At 66.5% G+C, this 15,581-nt stretch carries 15 protein-coding genes; 8 read left to right on the top strand and 7 right to left on the bottom strand.

The annotated features are described in order from the left end of the window. Positions 1-1,026, bottom strand: a complete 1,026-nt coding sequence (locus AC1M2K_RS07345) for a LacI family DNA-binding transcriptional regulator (RefSeq protein WP_480240452.1) — start codon at positions 1,024-1,026, stop codon at positions 1-3. Positions 1,027-1,326: 300 nt separating this feature from the next. Between AC1M2K_RS07345 and AC1M2K_RS07350 the strand changes: the two genes are divergently transcribed. The 3 genes from AC1M2K_RS07350 (at position 1,327) to AC1M2K_RS07360 (ending at position 5,871) form a co-directional block, all read left to right on the top strand. Then, positions 1,327-3,519 carry an alpha/beta hydrolase gene (locus AC1M2K_RS07350; protein ID WP_480240453.1) on the top strand — a complete coding sequence of 731 codons (2,193 nt, stop codon included), beginning with the start codon at positions 1,327-1,329 and terminating at the stop codon, positions 3,517-3,519. A 165-nt stretch (positions 3,520-3,684) separates the two neighbouring features. After that, complete coding sequence (locus tag AC1M2K_RS07355; RefSeq protein WP_480240454.1) at positions 3,685-4,743, top strand: NAD(P)-dependent alcohol dehydrogenase; 1,059 nt, start codon at positions 3,685-3,687, stop codon at positions 4,741-4,743. A 240-nt stretch (positions 4,744-4,983) separates the two neighbouring features. Beyond that, on the top strand, positions 4,984-5,871 hold the full coding sequence (locus tag AC1M2K_RS07360) for an SMP-30/gluconolactonase/LRE family protein (RefSeq protein WP_480240455.1): 888 nt from the start codon (positions 4,984-4,986) through the stop codon (positions 5,869-5,871). Between the two features lie 11 nt (positions 5,872-5,882). On the opposite strand, the gene AC1M2K_RS07365 is transcribed toward AC1M2K_RS07360, so the two are convergent. After that, positions 5,883-6,563 (bottom strand): hypothetical protein, encoded by a 681-nt coding sequence (locus AC1M2K_RS07365; RefSeq protein WP_480240456.1) that lies wholly within the window; start codon positions 6,561-6,563, stop codon positions 5,883-5,885. Further along, positions 6,560-7,207, bottom strand: coding sequence for a hypothetical protein (locus AC1M2K_RS07370; protein ID WP_480240457.1), 648 nt, complete (start codon positions 7,205-7,207; stop codon positions 6,560-6,562). Before AC1M2K_RS07370 ends, AC1M2K_RS07365 begins: the two co-directional genes overlap by 4 nt. 121 nt (positions 7,208-7,328) lie before the next feature. Here AC1M2K_RS07370 and AC1M2K_RS07375 point away from each other — a divergent pair, with 121 nt between their 5' ends. Beyond that, positions 7,329-8,906 carry a LuxR C-terminal-related transcriptional regulator gene (locus AC1M2K_RS07375; protein WP_480240458.1) on the top strand — a complete coding sequence of 526 codons (1,578 nt, stop codon included), beginning with the start codon at positions 7,329-7,331 and terminating at the stop codon, positions 8,904-8,906. A 10-nt stretch (positions 8,907-8,916) separates the two neighbouring features. Here the strand turns inward: AC1M2K_RS07375 and AC1M2K_RS07380 are convergent, their stop codons facing one another. Next, positions 8,917-9,540 (bottom strand): response regulator transcription factor, encoded by a 624-nt coding sequence (locus tag AC1M2K_RS07380; protein WP_480240459.1) that lies wholly within the window; start codon positions 9,538-9,540, stop codon positions 8,917-8,919. Beyond that, a complete protein-coding gene (locus AC1M2K_RS07385; protein WP_480240460.1) occupies positions 9,537-10,772 on the bottom strand; it encodes a sensor histidine kinase in 1,236 nt (411 codons plus the stop codon). Before AC1M2K_RS07385 ends, AC1M2K_RS07380 begins: the two co-directional genes overlap by 4 nt. Positions 10,773-10,994: 222 nt before the next feature. Here AC1M2K_RS07385 and AC1M2K_RS07390 point away from each other — a divergent pair, with 222 nt between their 5' ends. Continuing rightward, the gene (locus tag AC1M2K_RS07390) at positions 10,995-11,468 is read left to right on the top strand and encodes a hypothetical protein (protein ID WP_480238682.1); all 474 of its coding nucleotides are present in this window, start codon (positions 10,995-10,997) and stop codon (positions 11,466-11,468) included. Between the two features lie 210 nt (positions 11,469-11,678). Here AC1M2K_RS07390 and AC1M2K_RS07395 read toward each other — a convergent pair whose 3' ends face one another. Both AC1M2K_RS07395 and AC1M2K_RS07400 read right to left on the bottom strand, forming a co-directional pair. Continuing rightward, positions 11,679-12,023: a DUF202 domain-containing protein gene (locus AC1M2K_RS07395; protein WP_480240461.1), complete on the bottom strand. Its 345-nt coding sequence runs from the start codon at positions 12,021-12,023 to the stop codon at positions 11,679-11,681. Next, complete coding sequence (locus tag AC1M2K_RS07400; RefSeq protein ID WP_480240462.1) at positions 12,020-12,379, bottom strand: YidH family protein; 360 nt, start codon at positions 12,377-12,379, stop codon at positions 12,020-12,022. The genes AC1M2K_RS07395 and AC1M2K_RS07400 overlap by 4 nt, the downstream gene beginning before the upstream one ends. A gap of 252 nt (positions 12,380-12,631) precedes the next feature. On the opposite strand from AC1M2K_RS07400, the gene AC1M2K_RS07405 reads away from it, so the two are divergent. Genes AC1M2K_RS07405 through AC1M2K_RS07415 form a run of 3 tightly spaced genes read left to right on the top strand, consistent with a single transcriptional unit; the run spans position 12,632 to position 15,574 of the window. Continuing rightward, positions 12,632-13,873 (top strand): ROK family transcriptional regulator, encoded by a 1,242-nt coding sequence (locus AC1M2K_RS07405; RefSeq protein ID WP_480240463.1) that lies wholly within the window; start codon positions 12,632-12,634, stop codon positions 13,871-13,873. Positions 13,874-13,916: 43 nt separating this feature from the next. Further along, the gene (locus tag AC1M2K_RS07410) at positions 13,917-14,738 is read left to right on the top strand and encodes an ABC transporter permease (RefSeq protein WP_480240464.1); all 822 of its coding nucleotides are present in this window, start codon (positions 13,917-13,919) and stop codon (positions 14,736-14,738) included. Further along, complete coding sequence (locus tag AC1M2K_RS07415) at positions 14,735-15,574, top strand: ABC transporter ATP-binding protein (protein WP_480240465.1); 840 nt, start codon at positions 14,735-14,737, stop codon at positions 15,572-15,574. Before AC1M2K_RS07410 ends, AC1M2K_RS07415 begins: the two co-directional genes overlap by 4 nt. Positions 15,575-15,581: the final 7 nt, after the last annotated feature.

Here is a 15,581-nt window from a genome sequence, read left to right on the forward strand (position 1 = left end):
CTAAGAGGGTGCGGGCCCCGAGGACTCTCGTGTCACGATGCGGAATTCCGGTTTGCTGAGCCGGGGCGCGCGCGGGTCGCCCTTCTCGCGAACCCGTTCGACGAGCATCTGCACCGCCATCTCGGCGATGGAATCCCGCCCAGGGTCGACGCTCGACAGCGACGGCACCGAGAAGCGGGCTTCGTCGATGTTGTCGAAGCCGATGGCCGCAACCTGCTCCGGCACCCGGATGCCCGCCTCGCCCAACGCTCGGAGGGCACCGAGGGCGAGGCTGTCGTTGAGAGCGAACACGCCGTCGAACGAGACCCCGTCGTCGACGAGACGGCGGACGGCGACCGCGCCGGCCTCGCGACTCCAGTGACCGGTCACGCAGATGAGCTCGCGCGCTTCTGGGATTCCCGCGGCCTCGAGAGCTTTGCGGTATCCCTGAAGCCTGAGCGACGCTGAGCTCGGATCGGTATCGCCGGGGTCTGGCGCGCCGATGATCGCGATGCGGGTTCGACCGCGCTCGAGGAGGTGCTCGACCGCCGCCTGCGCGGACGTGACGTTGTGCATGGTGACGTGATCGGTCGGGCCACCGAAGATCCGCTCGCCGAGCAACACCAGTGGCAGCGGAACGTTCAGCGCGTCGACGTCTCGCTGCGCCAGGCCTTGCGGGCTGAGCAGCAACCCGTCAGTACCCTGCAGGCGGAGGCCCCTGATCGCGTCGAGTTCGTTGGCGCGATCGCCGTTCGTCTGGCCGATGAGAACGTTGAGCCCCCGCTTCTCAGCGGCGCGGATCACGGAGTCGGCCAGTTCGGCGAAGTAGTTCTCGCGCAGCGAAGGGACGGCGAGGCCGATCACGCCGGTCTTGCCGTAGCGCAGGCCGCGCGCGGACTGATTGGGCCGGTAGTCCAGCTCGACTATCGCTTTGCGGACGCGTTCCCGAATGTGTGACCGGACGTGCGGATGGTCGTTGATGACGTTGGAAACCGTTTTCGCTGAGACCCCGGCTACCTGCGCGACGTCGCGCATGGTCGATCTCATCGTGGCTCCATCCGTTGTCGCGCTCAGGGTCAATATATACGACACGGGGCACGCCGGCGCCAGCGGTGCAGGGCGGTCTGCGGAGTCCGCGTCACAAACCAGGCGCCGCTCAGGTTTTGCTTGACAAGCCTCCCGGATGCCGGAAGCATGAGTCCCGGATGGAATTTACGACGTGGTAAATTACCCGAGTTTTCGATTTCGTAGCCTTTCCAGCCTTCTGCCGCAGGGTCCTGTCCCGGGCGGAGACGACTGTGTGACGCCCCGCCAGAGGGTGGGGCGAAAGGAAAAGGAACAGAATTCATGGAGATCACTGCTCTTGAACATCGACCCCGCCGATCGTCGCGATGGCGTCGTTTCGCCGGCCTTGCCACCGGGATCGCTGTCGCGGCAAGCGTCCTGGTCGTGAGCCAGCCCGCGGTCGCGGCAGATCCGTGGGTCACCCAGCTCGACGACGGATACGTCCGGTTTGCGGTGCCGAACGCCGACGTCGAAGCGGCGGTCGGACCGGTGTCCAACCTGGTGATCGAGGGCAACTTCGGCGCCTCAGCCAACTGGGCCCAGTACGGCCTGTCCCGGAGTGGGTCCAACTGGGCCGGAACCCTCGGGCCACTCGAGCCCGGGCTGTACTACTACCAGGTGACAGGTGACGACTCGAAGACGTTCAAGGACCCGACAAATCCGACGTCGGTCGCGTCCGAACCGGAATGGAGCACGTTCTTCGTTCCCGGTGAGTCCGCGAATCTGCTGGCGGATGCGCCGCAAGCCGCGGGTTCTATCGACACGCTCACCTATGACAGTGCCGTCGCGGGAGAAGAGCGATCCGCGCTCGTCTGGACTCCGCCCGGCTATCGGGAGCGGGGCAAGCCGTACCCGGTGCTGTACCTGCAGCACGGCGGTGGTCAGAGCTACCGCGACTGGATCGAAGTCGGCCGAGCCGAGCAGATCCTCGACAACCTGTCGCTCTCCGGAGAACTCGCAGACATGGTCGTCGTGATGGGCAACGGCAATGTTCCAGACTTCTCGAGCGAGCTCGTCGATAACCTGATGCCGGCCGTCGACGATGCGTACAACGTGTCGAAGGCGAAGAAGGACCGAGCGCTCGCCGGACTGTCCATGGGTGGTGGCCAGACCTTCGAGGTGCTGACGAAGCATCCGGGAATGTTCGCGTACGTCGGCACCTTCGGAGCGGGACGTTTCGGCGACCTCGCCGACATCCCGGTCAAGAAGATCAACAAGCAGACCGAACTGTTCCGCCTGTACGTGGGGAATCAGACGGATATCGCTTACAACGACGTATTCGCATCGATGCAGAAGTTCGACACTCTCGGTCTCGAGTACCAGTTCGATGGCGCCAACCCGGATGCCGGTCACAACTGGAACGCCTGGCAGGAGAACCTGATCGACTTCGCGCCGCGGCTGTTCCATGGGAAGAAGACCGGTGACGCCGGCTTCAGTGAGGGCCACGTCGACATCGAGAAGCCGTTCGTGCTTCCCGCCGCAGGCACAACGCCGACCCCGTGGGTCACAGACGACGGATTCGTCACCTTCGAGACGGGCACCGAGTTCGCCGACGCCAAATACGTGTCGGTGTGGGCGAACTGGGGCCCTGGCGGCAGCTGGCTGCGCGTCGAAGCGAGCAAGGTGGGTGACCGCTGGCGAGCGACCGTCGGGCCGCTGGATCCGTGGTCGTACTACTACAAGTTCATCGTCGACGGCGTCTCGGTGAAGGACACCTCGAACCCGACGAAGGTGACGACCGAGCCGACCTGGAGCACCTTCTTCGTGTCTGGTGAGGAGTCGCGACTCCTCGCCGACGTCGCCGAGGGGCAGGGGGGAGAGCTCGACGTTCTCACCTACCAGAGCACCGTCGCGCAGCAGCAGCGCAGCGCCTATGTGTGGACACCGCCGGGATACGACGCGGACCGCGCGGAAGCGTATCCGCTCTTCGTTCTGAACCACGGAGGCGGACAGACGTGGACCGACTGGGTCGAGGTCGGTCGTGCGAAACAGATCCTCGACAACCTCACCCTCGATGGTTCCATCGATCCGATGGTCGTCGTGATGCCGAACGGCAACGTGAACAATTACCCGTCAGAGCTTCTCGGCAACGTTCTGCCGGCGGTGGAGGGGGCCTATCACGTCAGTGACGACCCCGACCAGCGCGCGATCGCGGGGCTCTCGCTCGGAGGACAGCGGACGATGAGCCTGCTGCTCAGCAACCCTGGCGAGTTCTCACAGGTGGGTGCATTCGCCGGGTTCCTGTTCGGCGTTCCGCCGAACATTGATGTGGCGAAAGTCAATGCGGAGACTGACCTCGTGCGTCTCTACACCGGTGACATCACGGACTTCACCTATCCCAACGTGTTGGCGATGATGAAGACTCTTGATGGGCTGGGTGTCGAGTACGAGTTCAACGGCGTCACCGTCGGCCCGCACGGATGGGATGTCTGGCAGAAGAACCTGATCGACTTCGCTCCGCGCCTGTTCGAGTAAGAACACCGGTCTGTGCCCCGGTGGTCGGTGACCACCGGGGCACAGTGCTGTGCGGACACTCGATCGGCGGAGAGGTGCAAGGGTCCTCTTCGAAGCGGGAGGGCGCTGTAGCGTTAACTGCAGCCGCGCAGACGCGGCCGCCCCACCCACTTCCGGAGGTAATCCTTGACCACCACCGTGCCCGCCCTCGTCACAGCATCCGCCGGAGCAGCCTTCGAGCGCTCCACCATCGAACGTCGCGACGTCGGCTCCAACGACGTGCAGATCGACATCGCCTACGCAGGCATCTGCCACTCCGACATCCACCAGGCGCGTGAAGAGTGGGGTGCAGCCATCTTCCCGATGGTGCCCGGCCACGAGATCGCCGGCATCGTCAGTGCCGTCGGCTCGGATGTCACCAAGCACAAGGTCGGCGACCGCGTCGGCATCGGATGCTTCGTCGACTCCTGTCGCGAGTGCGAGAACTGCCTCGCCGGCGAGGAGCAGTTCTGCCTCAAGGGCAACGTCGCCACTTACAACGGGCGTGAGTACTCCGGTGAGGAGACCTACGGGGGCTACAGCACCTCGATCGTCGCGAACGAGAACTACGTGCTGAGCATCCCCGAGGGCATCGGCCTCGACGTCGCCGCACCGCTGCTCTGCGCAGGTATCACCACCTACTCCCCGCTCAAGCACTGGGGTGCAGGCCCGGGCAAGAAGGTCGCGATCGTCGGCATGGGTGGCCTCGGCCACATGGGCGTCAAGATCGCCGCCGCGCTCGGCGCCGAGGTGACCGTGCTCAGCCAGACCCTGTCGAAGCAGCAAGACGGCATGCGCCTCGGTGCGACCGACTACTTCGCCACGTCGGACCCGGACACCTTCAAGAAGAACCGCAAGCGCTTCGACCTCATCATCAACACGGTCTCCGCCGACCTGCCGATCGACAAGTACCTGTCGATGCTCACCCTCAACGGGTCGATGGTCTTCGTCGGACTGCCCGAGAAGCCGCAGACGTTCGGCGTCTTCTCGCTCACCGGCGGACGCCGCAGCCTCGCCGGATCCAACATCGGCGGCATCCGCGAGACCCAGGAAATGCTCGACTTCTGCGCCGAGCACGGTCTCGGTGCCGACGTCGAGGTGATCAGTGCCGACCAGGTCGACGAGGCGTACGAGCGCGTCGTCAAGAGTGACGTGCGCTACCGCTTCGTCATCGACACGGCGACGATCCCGGCGCCTGCCGCGTAGGTCGCTCGCTGCTGTGCCATAAAGGGTCGCTGTTTCGCGAGAACAGCGACCCTTTTTGGCATCCGGGTGGCGCCGCGCCATCTACTCACCACTTCCGGACCTACTCACCAGGTACGCCGGGTGAGTACGTCCGGAACGGGTGAGTAGGTCCCTCCTCCGTGTCCGTGCTGGCCGGGATTTCGACGAGCTCGATCACCGACGGCGGGCACGGACTCGGCAGGCTATTGCTACCGTGATCCCATGACGGCTCCTGCGAACGACACGTCCTCCGACAACCACGGCCTGATCTCCGGCGAGCTCGAGAAGCTCTGGACCGGCGGCGAATGGCTCGAGGGTCCGGTGTGGCTGCCGGACTCGCGGTCGGTGCGCTTCAGCGACATCCCGAACAACTGCATCCTCGAGTTCGACCGGGCGAGCGGCGAGACGCGGGTGCACCGGGACGACGTCGAGTACACCAACGGACGCATTCTCGACCTCGAAGGACGCGTCGTGCAGTGCAGCCACGGTCGTCGGGCGGTCGAACGCGAAGTGGACGGCGAGGTCGAGGTGCTTGTGGACCGTTGGGAAGGCGGACGGTTCAACTCCCCGAACGACGTCGTCGTGGCATCCGACGGGGTGATCTGGTTCACCGACCCGCCCTATGGGATCCAGGAGAGCGGCCGCGAGGGCCACCCGGGTGTCGAAGAGTACGGCGGATGCTTCGTCTTCCGCCTCGATCCCAGCACAGGTGTCGCGACCCCGGTAGTCACCGACCTCGTGCACCCGAACGGTCTGGCGTTCTCGCCCGATGAGACGTTGCTCTACGTCACCGACACCGGACTTGAGGGTGACGCGGGGCACATCAGCGTGTACGGCGCCGACACGGGGGAGGGGCGCCTCTTCGTCGAGTCCGCCGGAACCGCCGATGGTCTGCGCGTCGACAAGGCCGGCCGGGTGTGGACGTCGTCGGGGGAGGCCGTGCAGGTGTTCGCGCCGGACGGCACGCTGTTGCTCACCCTGCCGGTGCCCGAGGTCGTGTCGAACGTGTGCTTCGGCGGACCGGACGGCACCGAGCTGTACCTCACGGCGTCGTCGAGTCTGTATCGGATCCGGACGACGGTGACGGATGCCGTGGGGCAATCTCGCTGAGGACGTACTCATTACTCGCTGAGGCGGTCGCCAGGTGCGCGGCGTGAGTGCATCCGCAACACGCGAGCAGGAGCCACCTCGACGTGCGCAGGCTCGGCCGCTACTCCGACGGCGCCCGCCCCCGCCGCCCCTTCCGCAGCATCAACCTGGCGCAACGGGACGGTGCACGCAAACGCCAGCACCCCGAGCAGAGACCAGAGGAGCAGCGCCGTCCAGGCGCCCCGCGGGGTCGTGACCGCGGGCGTCTCTCCGATCTGCGTCGAGAACGCCGCCCACAGCGGCAGGATCGACAAGGCGACGGCCCCACACGCGACCCGCGCCCACATCCGGCCCCCGGGTGAGAGTGCGTAGCCGCCGGCCATCCCGATCAACGCCACGGCAGGGCCGGCGGTGCCCTGCCCCGTCGTGACCACCGACGCGAGTTGCCCTGGAAACGCCAACGTGACAACCGACGGGAGGAGTGGCGCCAGAATCACTGCCCGAACCGGCCGACCAGCCCGACGCCGCACCTCGGCCCAACCGATCAGACCACCGGCGACCGTGCTCGGGATCAGAATGCCACCGAATGTTCGTAACCAACTGAACTGCGATTCGGCCCCGGCGACCTCGACCATGAAGCCGCGCAGGCCAGCAGACCACGCCAACCCGCCGACCGCCCCGAGCAGGATCGGATTCAGGGGCCGCGTGTTCATGATTCGACCGCCGTTCGAGACAGCGTGCCGCGCCAGAGGATCCAGCCCTGCAGCGCGAACAGCAGGCACCAGATCCCAATCGCGACGCGACCCAGCCAGTTCGGACCGAACAGCGCAGGGAGCAGCACGACGAACACATAGGCGCCGATGATCAGCGGAAGCACGCGGCCCCGATCACGCCAGACTCCGGCCCGCAGGATGCCGATGCCGCCGACCACGAGGCCGACCGCGGTGAGTATGGTCGGGATGCCATAGAGCGACGACATCGTGTCATAGAGCGGATCGCCTACGACGGCGTCTGCCCCCGCGATCACGATGACCTCGAGGATCGACATGAGGACGAGCCCGATTATGGCGGCGACCAGGCCGCCGACCGCCAGACGGGACCGGCCTGCCGTGGTGCGCAGCAGTCCGACGACCACCAGCACCATCGTCACGTGCTGGAGGGCGAAGAAAAGCTGTGCGATGGTGAACCCCACGCCCCGGAACGGATAGCTGAAGCGCTCCAGTGGCACCTCAGGCGGATAGAAGATCAGGAGGGCCGCCGATAATGCTCCGGCGATCCCGCCCCAGAACCCGATCGCGCCCCAGACCTGAATCTGCCGACTGCGGCGTCGGGTGAGTGTCTCCGATACGGCAACCATGATCTGCCTCCTTCTGTTGTGTGATCGCTTCAGGATGCTCGCGTGCCTGCCCGTCGGCATCCGTGCAAACACTCGACCCGACACCTAGTTCCGCGGTCGGTGCCACCCATACGATGAGGGCGTGACGGCATCGTCCGACAACACACCGGCCCCCTCGGAGGCGACGCTTCGTGCAGCACGCGAAGCGACCGCGCGGCGCGCCCACGCCGACGCCACCGGCCTGTGGGAACGCGCCGTCGCACTGCATAACGCGGCCGGCGGCAGCCCGAGCACGGAGCTGCTGCTCGAACTGGCCCGCAGCCAGGCCCGTGCAGGACGCACTGTCGACGCCTGGCGCAGCTGCACCGTGGTAGCCGATCTCGCCCGAGCGCATGCGGATGCTGCCGCGATGGCGGACGCCGCCGTCGTGCTGCGCGGGGTCGGCGACCTTGCCTTGCTGGCCGAGATCCATGACCTCTGTATCGAAACCCTCGCCCTGCTCGGCGACAGCGATCCGACGCGGACGGCTCGGGTACGTGCCCAGCTCGCCGTGACCGGAAGCCCGTGGGTGAGCACTCGATACTTCGCCATCGAGAACGCGCTGCCGGATGCCGCGACCGGCGACCCAGACGGCGCATTTCTCACCCTGAATGCACTGCAGGTCCAGCAGGTGTGGGTGGGGTACGTCGACGACCGGCTCGCCATCGCCGACCGGGCGATGGAACTCGGCCGGTCGCACGGCGTCGACGACTACCTCGCCTGGGGCCTGCTCTGGCGCATCGACGCCCTGCTCCAGCAGGGGAACCTCGTCGACCTGACCGCCGAACTGGGAGTGCTGACCGCGGTCGTCACGCGGATGCGCGAACCGCTGTGGATCTGGCGGCTGACGCTCGTACAAGCGGTGCTTCTGCACATGGAGGGACGTTTCGTCCAGGCTCGGGAGCGCGCCGACGATGCCCTCCGGATCACTGAGGTCGCGGGCGACGCCAGCGGGTACTGGATGCACCTCATCATGACGAGCGACATCGCCCTGCGCACCGGCAGAGGCCTCGACGAGGCCGAGTCCTCTGTGCGACTGGTGCTTGAAGACGCACCCTACTTCGCCCGCGGCTGGCTGGCGGGGATTCTGGCCGCCCAGGACCGGCACGTCGAGGTCGAGGCGCTGTGGAAGGAGATCCGCCCTCACTTGGCGGAGTTTCCCCGGCATAGCCTCGAATGGCTGATCGGCGCGGTCGGCCACAGCCGCGTCTGCGTCTACCTCGGGGACCGGGAGGCCGCCGCCGAACTGTACGACGACCTGCTCCCGTTCGAACGGATGCAGGCTGCCGCGAACGCGCAGACACCGTCAGCGGGTCCGGTTGCCCTCGCTCTCGGGCAGCTCGCGGTTCTTCGTTCCGAGACGGATGCCGCGCGCGGGCACTTCGCGACGGCCCTCGCGCTCGCTGAGGGGTTGGGTTCCGAGTACTACGCCACGGAGGCGCGCTCCGAGCTGGACCGGCTCGGTCTGGCGCCGTCCGGTCAGGGGGCGGCGCGGCATCCGCTCACCGCACGCGAGACGGAAGTGGCCGGCCTCGTCGCCGAAGGGCTCGGCAACCGGGCGATCGCCGAGCGGCTTTTCCTCTCAGAACGCACAGTCGAGAACCACGTGGCCAATTCGCTGCACAAGTTGGGGGTCGCGTCTCGCTCGGCGCTGACGGTGTGGTTCCTGTCCGGACGGTGATGGAGTGAGCCTAAATCCAGCCCTGCTGCCACGCGATCTCGGCCGCCTCATGCCGTGACCGGGCATCGAGCTTCGTCATCGCCGACGACAGGTAGTTGCGCACCGTTCCGGCCGCGAGGTGCAGCCGGTCGGCGATCTCCTGCACGCTCATCGTCGAGCGGCTGAACCGGAGAGCATCCAGCTCGCGGTCGGTGAGCGGACACCGTTCGGCGGTCAACGCCGTCGCAGCGATCTCCGGATCGATGTAGCGCTTGCCCGCGGCGACGTCCCGGATCACATCGGCCAGGTCCTCGGCGGGCGTCGACTTCGGCACGAACCCGGACACCCGCGCCGCGAGCGCTCGCCGCAACACACCGGGCCGCGCGTGTCGGGTGACGATCACGACCTTCGTCGCCACCGTCGACAGGATCTTCGCCGCAGCCTCGAGGCCGTCGGCCTGCGGCATCTCGAGGTCGAGCAGGCAGACATCCGGTTTCGTCTGCTGGGCGAGTTCGACCGCCGCGACCCCGTTGTCGACGCTCGCGACGACCTCGATGTCGGGCTCCAGATTGAGCAGGGCCCTCAGCGCCCCGCGGATGAGGTGCTCGTCATCCGCGATCAGCAGGCGGATGACCTTCGTCTGTGACTCGGTCATGCCTCAGCCCTGACCTTCGACGGCACGAAGACGCGCAGCGTGAACCGGTCGCCGTCTGCTTCGGTCGTCAGCTGTCCGTTCAACGCCGAAACCCGGTCGCGGAGTCCGGCGAGACCGCTGCTGTCGGCGTGCCCGGGGCCATCCGTCGTCGACACGGCTCCGTTGTTGTCGATCTCGAGGATGCAGCCGTCGGGGTTCGACGCCAGCCGGATCGATGCCCGGGTTGCGGCGCTGTGGCGCAGGATGTTCGTGGTCGCTTCCCGCACGACGAGGGCGAGGGTTCGCGCCACGTCCGCATTCGCCGGCAGCGCGCCGACCGTCAGGTCGCAGTCGGCACCTGCGGCGGCGAGCACTTCGCGTGCGTTCTCGAGTTCGGACGCCAGATCGACCTCGCGGTAGCCGGCCACCAGTGAGCGGGTCTCCTCGAGCGCCTGCTTCGCGATCAGCCGGGTCTCGTGAATGTGTTCGCGGGCAGACTCGGGGTCGATGGCGAGCATGCGTTCGGCCAGTTCCGACTTGAGGGCGATCACCTGCAGGTGGTGGCCCTGGATGTCGTGGAGATCTGAGGCGAATCGCAGCCGCTCCTGTGCGACGGCGAGGTCGGCGGCCATGGACCGATGCCTGTCGAGGGTGACGACGACCTTCCACCACCAGAGGCTGGTGAGCACCATCACGGGCAGCATCGCTCCGTAGGTGACGAGCAGCCAGGCCCGGGAAATCTCGCCGAGGTCGAACGTCTGCCCGAACAGCGTCGAGGCGAGAATCGGATGCGCCGCCGCCACGATCGCCCCGGAGAGGAGGAGAGTCCAGCGCTGCCCGGAGGGCAGAAGCGGTGCGATGACATTGAGCGCGATCCACAGGGGCAGGGCCGCGAACAGCCCGGCATCCGGGGTGAAAAGACCGAGCACCCACGCGGCCACGGCGGGGGTGAGGAGTGCGAGCGTCCAGCCGAGACGCGGCATCCCACCGCCGAGACCGACCCGGAGGAACCAGCAGTACCGGATGTGCAGCGCAGCCGACACCAGATACAGCACGATCAGCACGGCGTCGATCGGGGCCTGCGATGCGGAGTAGTTCGACACCGCGGTCAGGATCAGGATCGCGTCGAGCACGACGAAGATAAACAGGATCGAGCCAAGCGTGTAGGTCCAGGTTGCCTGCACGCCGCGGCCCTGGTCGCCGCGCCGGGGTGCGTCGATCGTGGTGGCCCCGGCCGGGCTCTGCCGGGTCACGATGGTCGCCTGTTCGCGGGGTTTCGGGTGGACATGTCGTCCAGCGTAGAGCAGTGACATTTGTCACCGTCAGAGGTGCGAAAGCACAGCGGATGCTGTGACGCGGCGACACTTCTGCGGCCTTCGTCTCCCGGAAAGGATGGATTCAGCACCCCGGGTCCGGCAACTCCTGACCCGACACGGTGGCATCGCATCGCATCGCTCCCGACCGAAAGGCATCCCATGATCGACCTGCTTCAGAACTTCACCGCCGGACTTCCCGACCTGCTGCAATGGGTCGGCGTCATCCTTGCTGCGGCGATCCCGTTCATCGAGTCACACTTCGGTGCGGTCATCGGGGTTCTGTCCGGCATCAACCCGGTGATCGCGATCGCGGCCGCCATCGTCGGCAACATCCTCTCGATGCTCATCTTCGTGTTCAGTGCGCACGGGGTGCGGTCGAAGGTGAGGAGCGGCAGGGCGCCAAAGCCCGAGACGCCCAGGCGTCAGCGGCTGCGCGAGAGCTTTGACAAGTACGGCGTTGCAGGCGTGAGCATGCTCGGCTGGCTGATCCTGCCGAACCAGTTCACCTCTGCCGCGATGGTGTCGTTCGGGGCCTCGCGGAACGCCGTGATCCTCTGGATGGTCATCTCGATCACTGTCTGGGGTGTCGCGTTCGGCGTGCTGGCGTCGCTCGGGATCTCGTTCCTGATCTGAGGCCGTCGGGCCGATCGGAGTGCCGAGGGCATCACGTCCGGACGAGAGTATCCCGCGCACCGGGATGCCTCGTCCGGAACTGATGCTTTCGCGCTTGTGTCTGCCGCTTCACCCTTCCCGCTGGCCGGGCAGCCATCTACTCACTCCTTCCGGACGAGATCACCCGGCGTACGTGGTGATCTCGTCCGGAACCGGTGAGTAGGTGCCGCATCAGACCAGCGGCAGACCGAACACAACGAAGAGCGCGGCCAGCACACCGAGGCATCCGGTGGCGAGTGCGACGAGCGCGAGCGGCCACGCGCTCACCAGGGCCAGCGTCTGGGTCGACCGCAGTGACTGGGTGACCCGCCGATAGCGGAGCCGGATCAGCACATAGGCAAGCACCACCGCAGCGAGGCCCGCGAGCGACACCACGACCCCGAGCACGCCCAGGTGCGGCGCCGTCAGCCGGGCCGAGACCGCACAGCCCAAACCGAGGGCGAGGAGCGTTCGCTGCCACGCCAGGTGTGTGCGCTCGGGCTGCAGACCCTCGTCGAAGAGTTCGCTCGAACTCACAGGAGCAGCCCGATGCCGATCAGCAGCCCGCCCACGATGACGCCCACCGCGAGGACGCCGGAGAAGCCCGGCCCCGGCAGCGGCTTGCTCTCACGCAGGGCCCGTTCGACGCGGATCCAGCTGAACCAGGCGTGAGCAGGAGCGACGACTCCGAGGACGAGGAAGAGGAACGCCGAGACCAGGCGCAGCGTCGGCTCGATCGGCAGCTGCAAAGCCTCGAGTGCGACGCCGGCGGCCATCAGTGCCAGCGAGGTGCGGATCCAGGCCAGGAAGGTTCGCTCGTTCGCGAGGCTGAAGCGCGCGTCGGGTTCCTGCCCGTGTCCGAACACGGCCGAGGGGAATCGTTTCGTCGCCATGGGGTCCTTCCGAGTCCGTCGCAATCGCGCCCAGACTATGCCCGGAATGGCCCGATCAGCGCCCACTCCGGGCAGTGTCAATCGGCAGAGCCACCCTTCGCATAACCCGCGAATCGCTGCTTGATGAGGCCGACAGCATCCGAGATCCGCGAATTTCCGGGCCAGAACGAATTCTGCAGGGATCCAGACATTTTTTGAACCGAATTATGTCGGACTGTTGACGGAATAATTCGACTTACTTATCGTTGCCATGTGTTCAAGCCCGCTGGAGTGCATACCCTCATCCGCCAAACTCACGAAGACCGCGTTCTGCGGGTGCTTCGGGAGGATGGAGCGCTGACCAGGGGCGAGATCGCCAACCGGGTCGGGCTCTCGCGCACCACCCTCTCCGAGATCACCAATGTCCTGCTCGAACGCGGGGCGATCACGATCGCGAACACGGATGCCGACGCCCGCGCCGGTCGCGGACGGCCCGCGGAGCGTCTCGCACTCGACCCGGGCGCCGGTCAGTTCATGGGCGTCGACTTCGGCCACCGCCGGGTGCGCGTCGCCGTCTCGGATGCTGCACACGAGATCATCGCCTCGGGAGCCGAATTCTACGAAGCCGACTCGGCATGGCCGGAGCGTATCGACAGCTGCTTCAAACTGATCGAACGCATCGGGGCTGAAGCCAGCGTTCACTACGGAGCCCTGCAGGGCGTCGGCGTCGGCTTCCCCGGCCCCTTCTCCCCACGGATGCCCAAGTCCACCCCGGCCCCGGGAAGTACCACCGTGCGCCCCGCCGGTGACCTCGTCTACAGCTCGTTCGTCGAGAAGTTCGGCGTGCCGGTCATCATCGACAACAACACCCGCTTCGCCGGACTCGCCGAGGCGATCTGGGGGAGCGGTGCCGGCGCGCAGAACCTCCTCTACGTCCGTCTCTCCGACGGCATCGGCGGCGGTCTCGTCGTCGGCGGCCACCTCGTCACCGGGGATTCCGGGTTCGCCGGCGAGCTGGGGCACATCTCGGTCAGCCCCAACGGCATCCAGTGCCGGTGTGGCAAGCGCGGTTGCCTCGAGACGATCGCCTCAGTTCCGGCGATCTTCGCGAACTGCACCGCCAAGGGCGTGCCGATCAACTCGTTCGACGACCTCAGGGCGGCCGTCGCCAAGGGCGACCCGATCGTCGCCAGTGTGCTCCGGGACGTCGGGGATGCCCTCGGCCGTGTTCTCGGCTCTGTCGCCGTCGCGCTCAACCCCGGTGAGATCGTCATCGGTGGCGAAGTGGTGCAGATCGCCGACGTGATCTTCGAACAGGCTATGGCGACAATCGCGTATGAGCTGCTCCCGGTCCCTGAAGCCGCACCCCACATCCGCCTCGCCCAGCTGGGCGACGACGACGGCGCCCTCGGCGCGATCGCCGCGATGTTCCACCAGTCGCCCCTTCTCGCCAGCTATCCCGAAACCACGCACCTCGACTCACCGCAGAGCCCCATGCAAAGGAGCATTTCATGACCATTCGCACCTCCCGGCGCGATTCCCACGGGGAGCAGCGCGCATGACCGCCACCCAAGCGATCGCCACAGGGGCCCAGCCCGGCGCACCGGTGAAGAAGAGCCCGAAGGTCGGGGTCAAGAATCGCAAACTTCTCCTCACCCTGAACCTCGTCAGTGTCGTCGGCGGCATCCTTCTCTGGTGGGCTCTGTCGCTCGCCGGATTCCGGTTGCCGACGCCGGTGGAGGTCGTCGAACGCGCCGGAGAACTGATCGCGAGCGGCGTGCTGATCGCCGACATCACCGCGAGCCTCACCCGGGTGCTCATCGGGTTCGCTCTCGGCACTCTCGTCGCCATCCCGGTCGGGTTCCTGATGGGCTGGTACACCGTGGCCCGCGGGCTCATCGAGCCGTGGGTGCAGTTCTTCCGCACCATCCCGCCGCTCGCGATCATCCCGCTCGCCATCGTGCTGATGGGAATCGGTGAAGAGCCGAAGATCTTCGTCATCTTCCTCGCCGCATTCTTCGGTTGTGTGATCTCCACGTTCCAGGGCGTCGTCAACGTCGACCGCACACTCATCAACGCCGCCCGGGTGCTCGGCAGCAAAGACGGCGGCATCTTCATCCGGGTGGTCGTGCCGGCGTCGACGCCGTTCATCCTCGTCGGCATGCGGGTCGGCCTCGGCGCATCCTGGTCCACCCTCGTCGCCGCAGAGCTCATCGCCGCCCAGCAGGGCCTCGGCTTCCGAATGCAACAGGCCCAGATCTACTACGACCTGCCCACCATTTTCGTCGGCCTCATCACGATCGGCATCCTCGGTCTGCTGATGGACCGCATTCTCCTTTTCGCTGAACGCAAACTGACCGGATGGCAGGAACGCCGATGATCGCTTCACCCACGGTGACCCCTCAGGGAACCACCCCCGCACGGATCTCGGTGCAGGGAGTCACGAAGACCTTCGACCTCAGCGGCGAAGAATTCATCGCCCTCGATAACGTGTCGCTCGACGTCGCCGACAACGAGTTCGTCACGGTCGTCGGCCCCTCGGGCTGCGGCAAGAGCACGCTCATGAACGTCCTCGCCGGGCTCGACACACCGACCAGCGGACGCGCCCTCGTCGACGGCAAAGCCGTCTCGGGGCCCGGCCCTGAGCGTGGAGTGATCTTCCAGCAGTACGCGCTCTTCCCCTGGCTGACCGTGCGCAAGAACGTCGAGTTCGGCCTGAAGACAGCTGGGCTCCCAGCGAAGGAACGACGCGAGAAGGCCGAGCACTTCATCGAGATGGTCGGGCTCAGCCAGTTCGCCGATGCCCTCCCGAAGATGCTCTCCGGCGGCATGAAGCAGCGCTGCGCCATCGCCCGCGCCTATGCGGTCGACCCGACGATTCTCCTCATGGACGAACCGTTCGGGGCGCTGGATGCTCTCACCCGCGTGAAACTGCAGGAGCAGCTTCTCGACACGTGGAGCCAGGAGAAGCGCACCGTCGTCTTCATCACCCACGACGTCGACGAAGCCGTCTATCTCGCTAACCGCGTCGTCGTGATGGCAGCCCGCCCCGGGCGCATCTTCGACATCATCGACGTCGACCTGCCCTACCCCCGCACCGAGGAGATGCGCCTGAGCCCCGAGTTCACCGCACTTCGCAACCGGGTGTGGCACTCCGTTTACCACCAGACCACCGGCACAGCAGCCGGCTCAACTCCGTCCACCCTGACGGACTGACACCAAG

This window comes from Mycetocola sp. Y171 (genome assembly GCF_056713165.1).

What these genes read in the sequence shown, in the direction of transcription:
- AC1M2K_RS07345 (WP_480240452.1), bottom strand. Translation starts at nt 1,026, where the DNA reads ATGAGATCGACCATGCGCGACGTCGCGCAGGTAGCCGGGGTCTCAGCG.
- AC1M2K_RS07350 (WP_480240453.1), top strand. Translation starts at nt 1,327, where the DNA reads ATGGAGATCACTGCTCTTGAACATCGACCCCGCCGATCGTCGCGATGG.
- AC1M2K_RS07360 (WP_480240455.1), top strand. Translation starts at nt 4,984, where the DNA reads ATGACGGCTCCTGCGAACGACACGTCCTCCGACAACCACGGCCTGATC.
- AC1M2K_RS07365 (WP_480240456.1), bottom strand. Translation starts at nt 6,563, where the DNA reads ATGAACACGCGGCCCCTGAATCCGATCCTGCTCGGGGCGGTCGGCGGG.
- AC1M2K_RS07370 (WP_480240457.1), bottom strand. Translation starts at nt 7,207, where the DNA reads ATGGTTGCCGTATCGGAGACACTCACCCGACGCCGCAGTCGGCAGATT.
- AC1M2K_RS07380 (WP_480240459.1), bottom strand. Translation starts at nt 9,540, where the DNA reads ATGACCGAGTCACAGACGAAGGTCATCCGCCTGCTGATCGCGGATGAC.
- AC1M2K_RS07390 (WP_480238682.1), top strand. Translation starts at nt 10,995, where the DNA reads ATGATCGACCTGCTTCAGAACTTCACCGCCGGACTTCCCGACCTGCTG.
- AC1M2K_RS07400 (WP_480240462.1), bottom strand. Translation starts at nt 12,379, where the DNA reads ATGGCGACGAAACGATTCCCCTCGGCCGTGTTCGGACACGGGCAGGAA.
- AC1M2K_RS07410 (WP_480240464.1), top strand. Translation starts at nt 13,917, where the DNA reads ATGACCGCCACCCAAGCGATCGCCACAGGGGCCCAGCCCGGCGCACCG.
- AC1M2K_RS07415 (WP_480240465.1), top strand. Translation starts at nt 14,735, where the DNA reads ATGATCGCTTCACCCACGGTGACCCCTCAGGGAACCACCCCCGCACGG.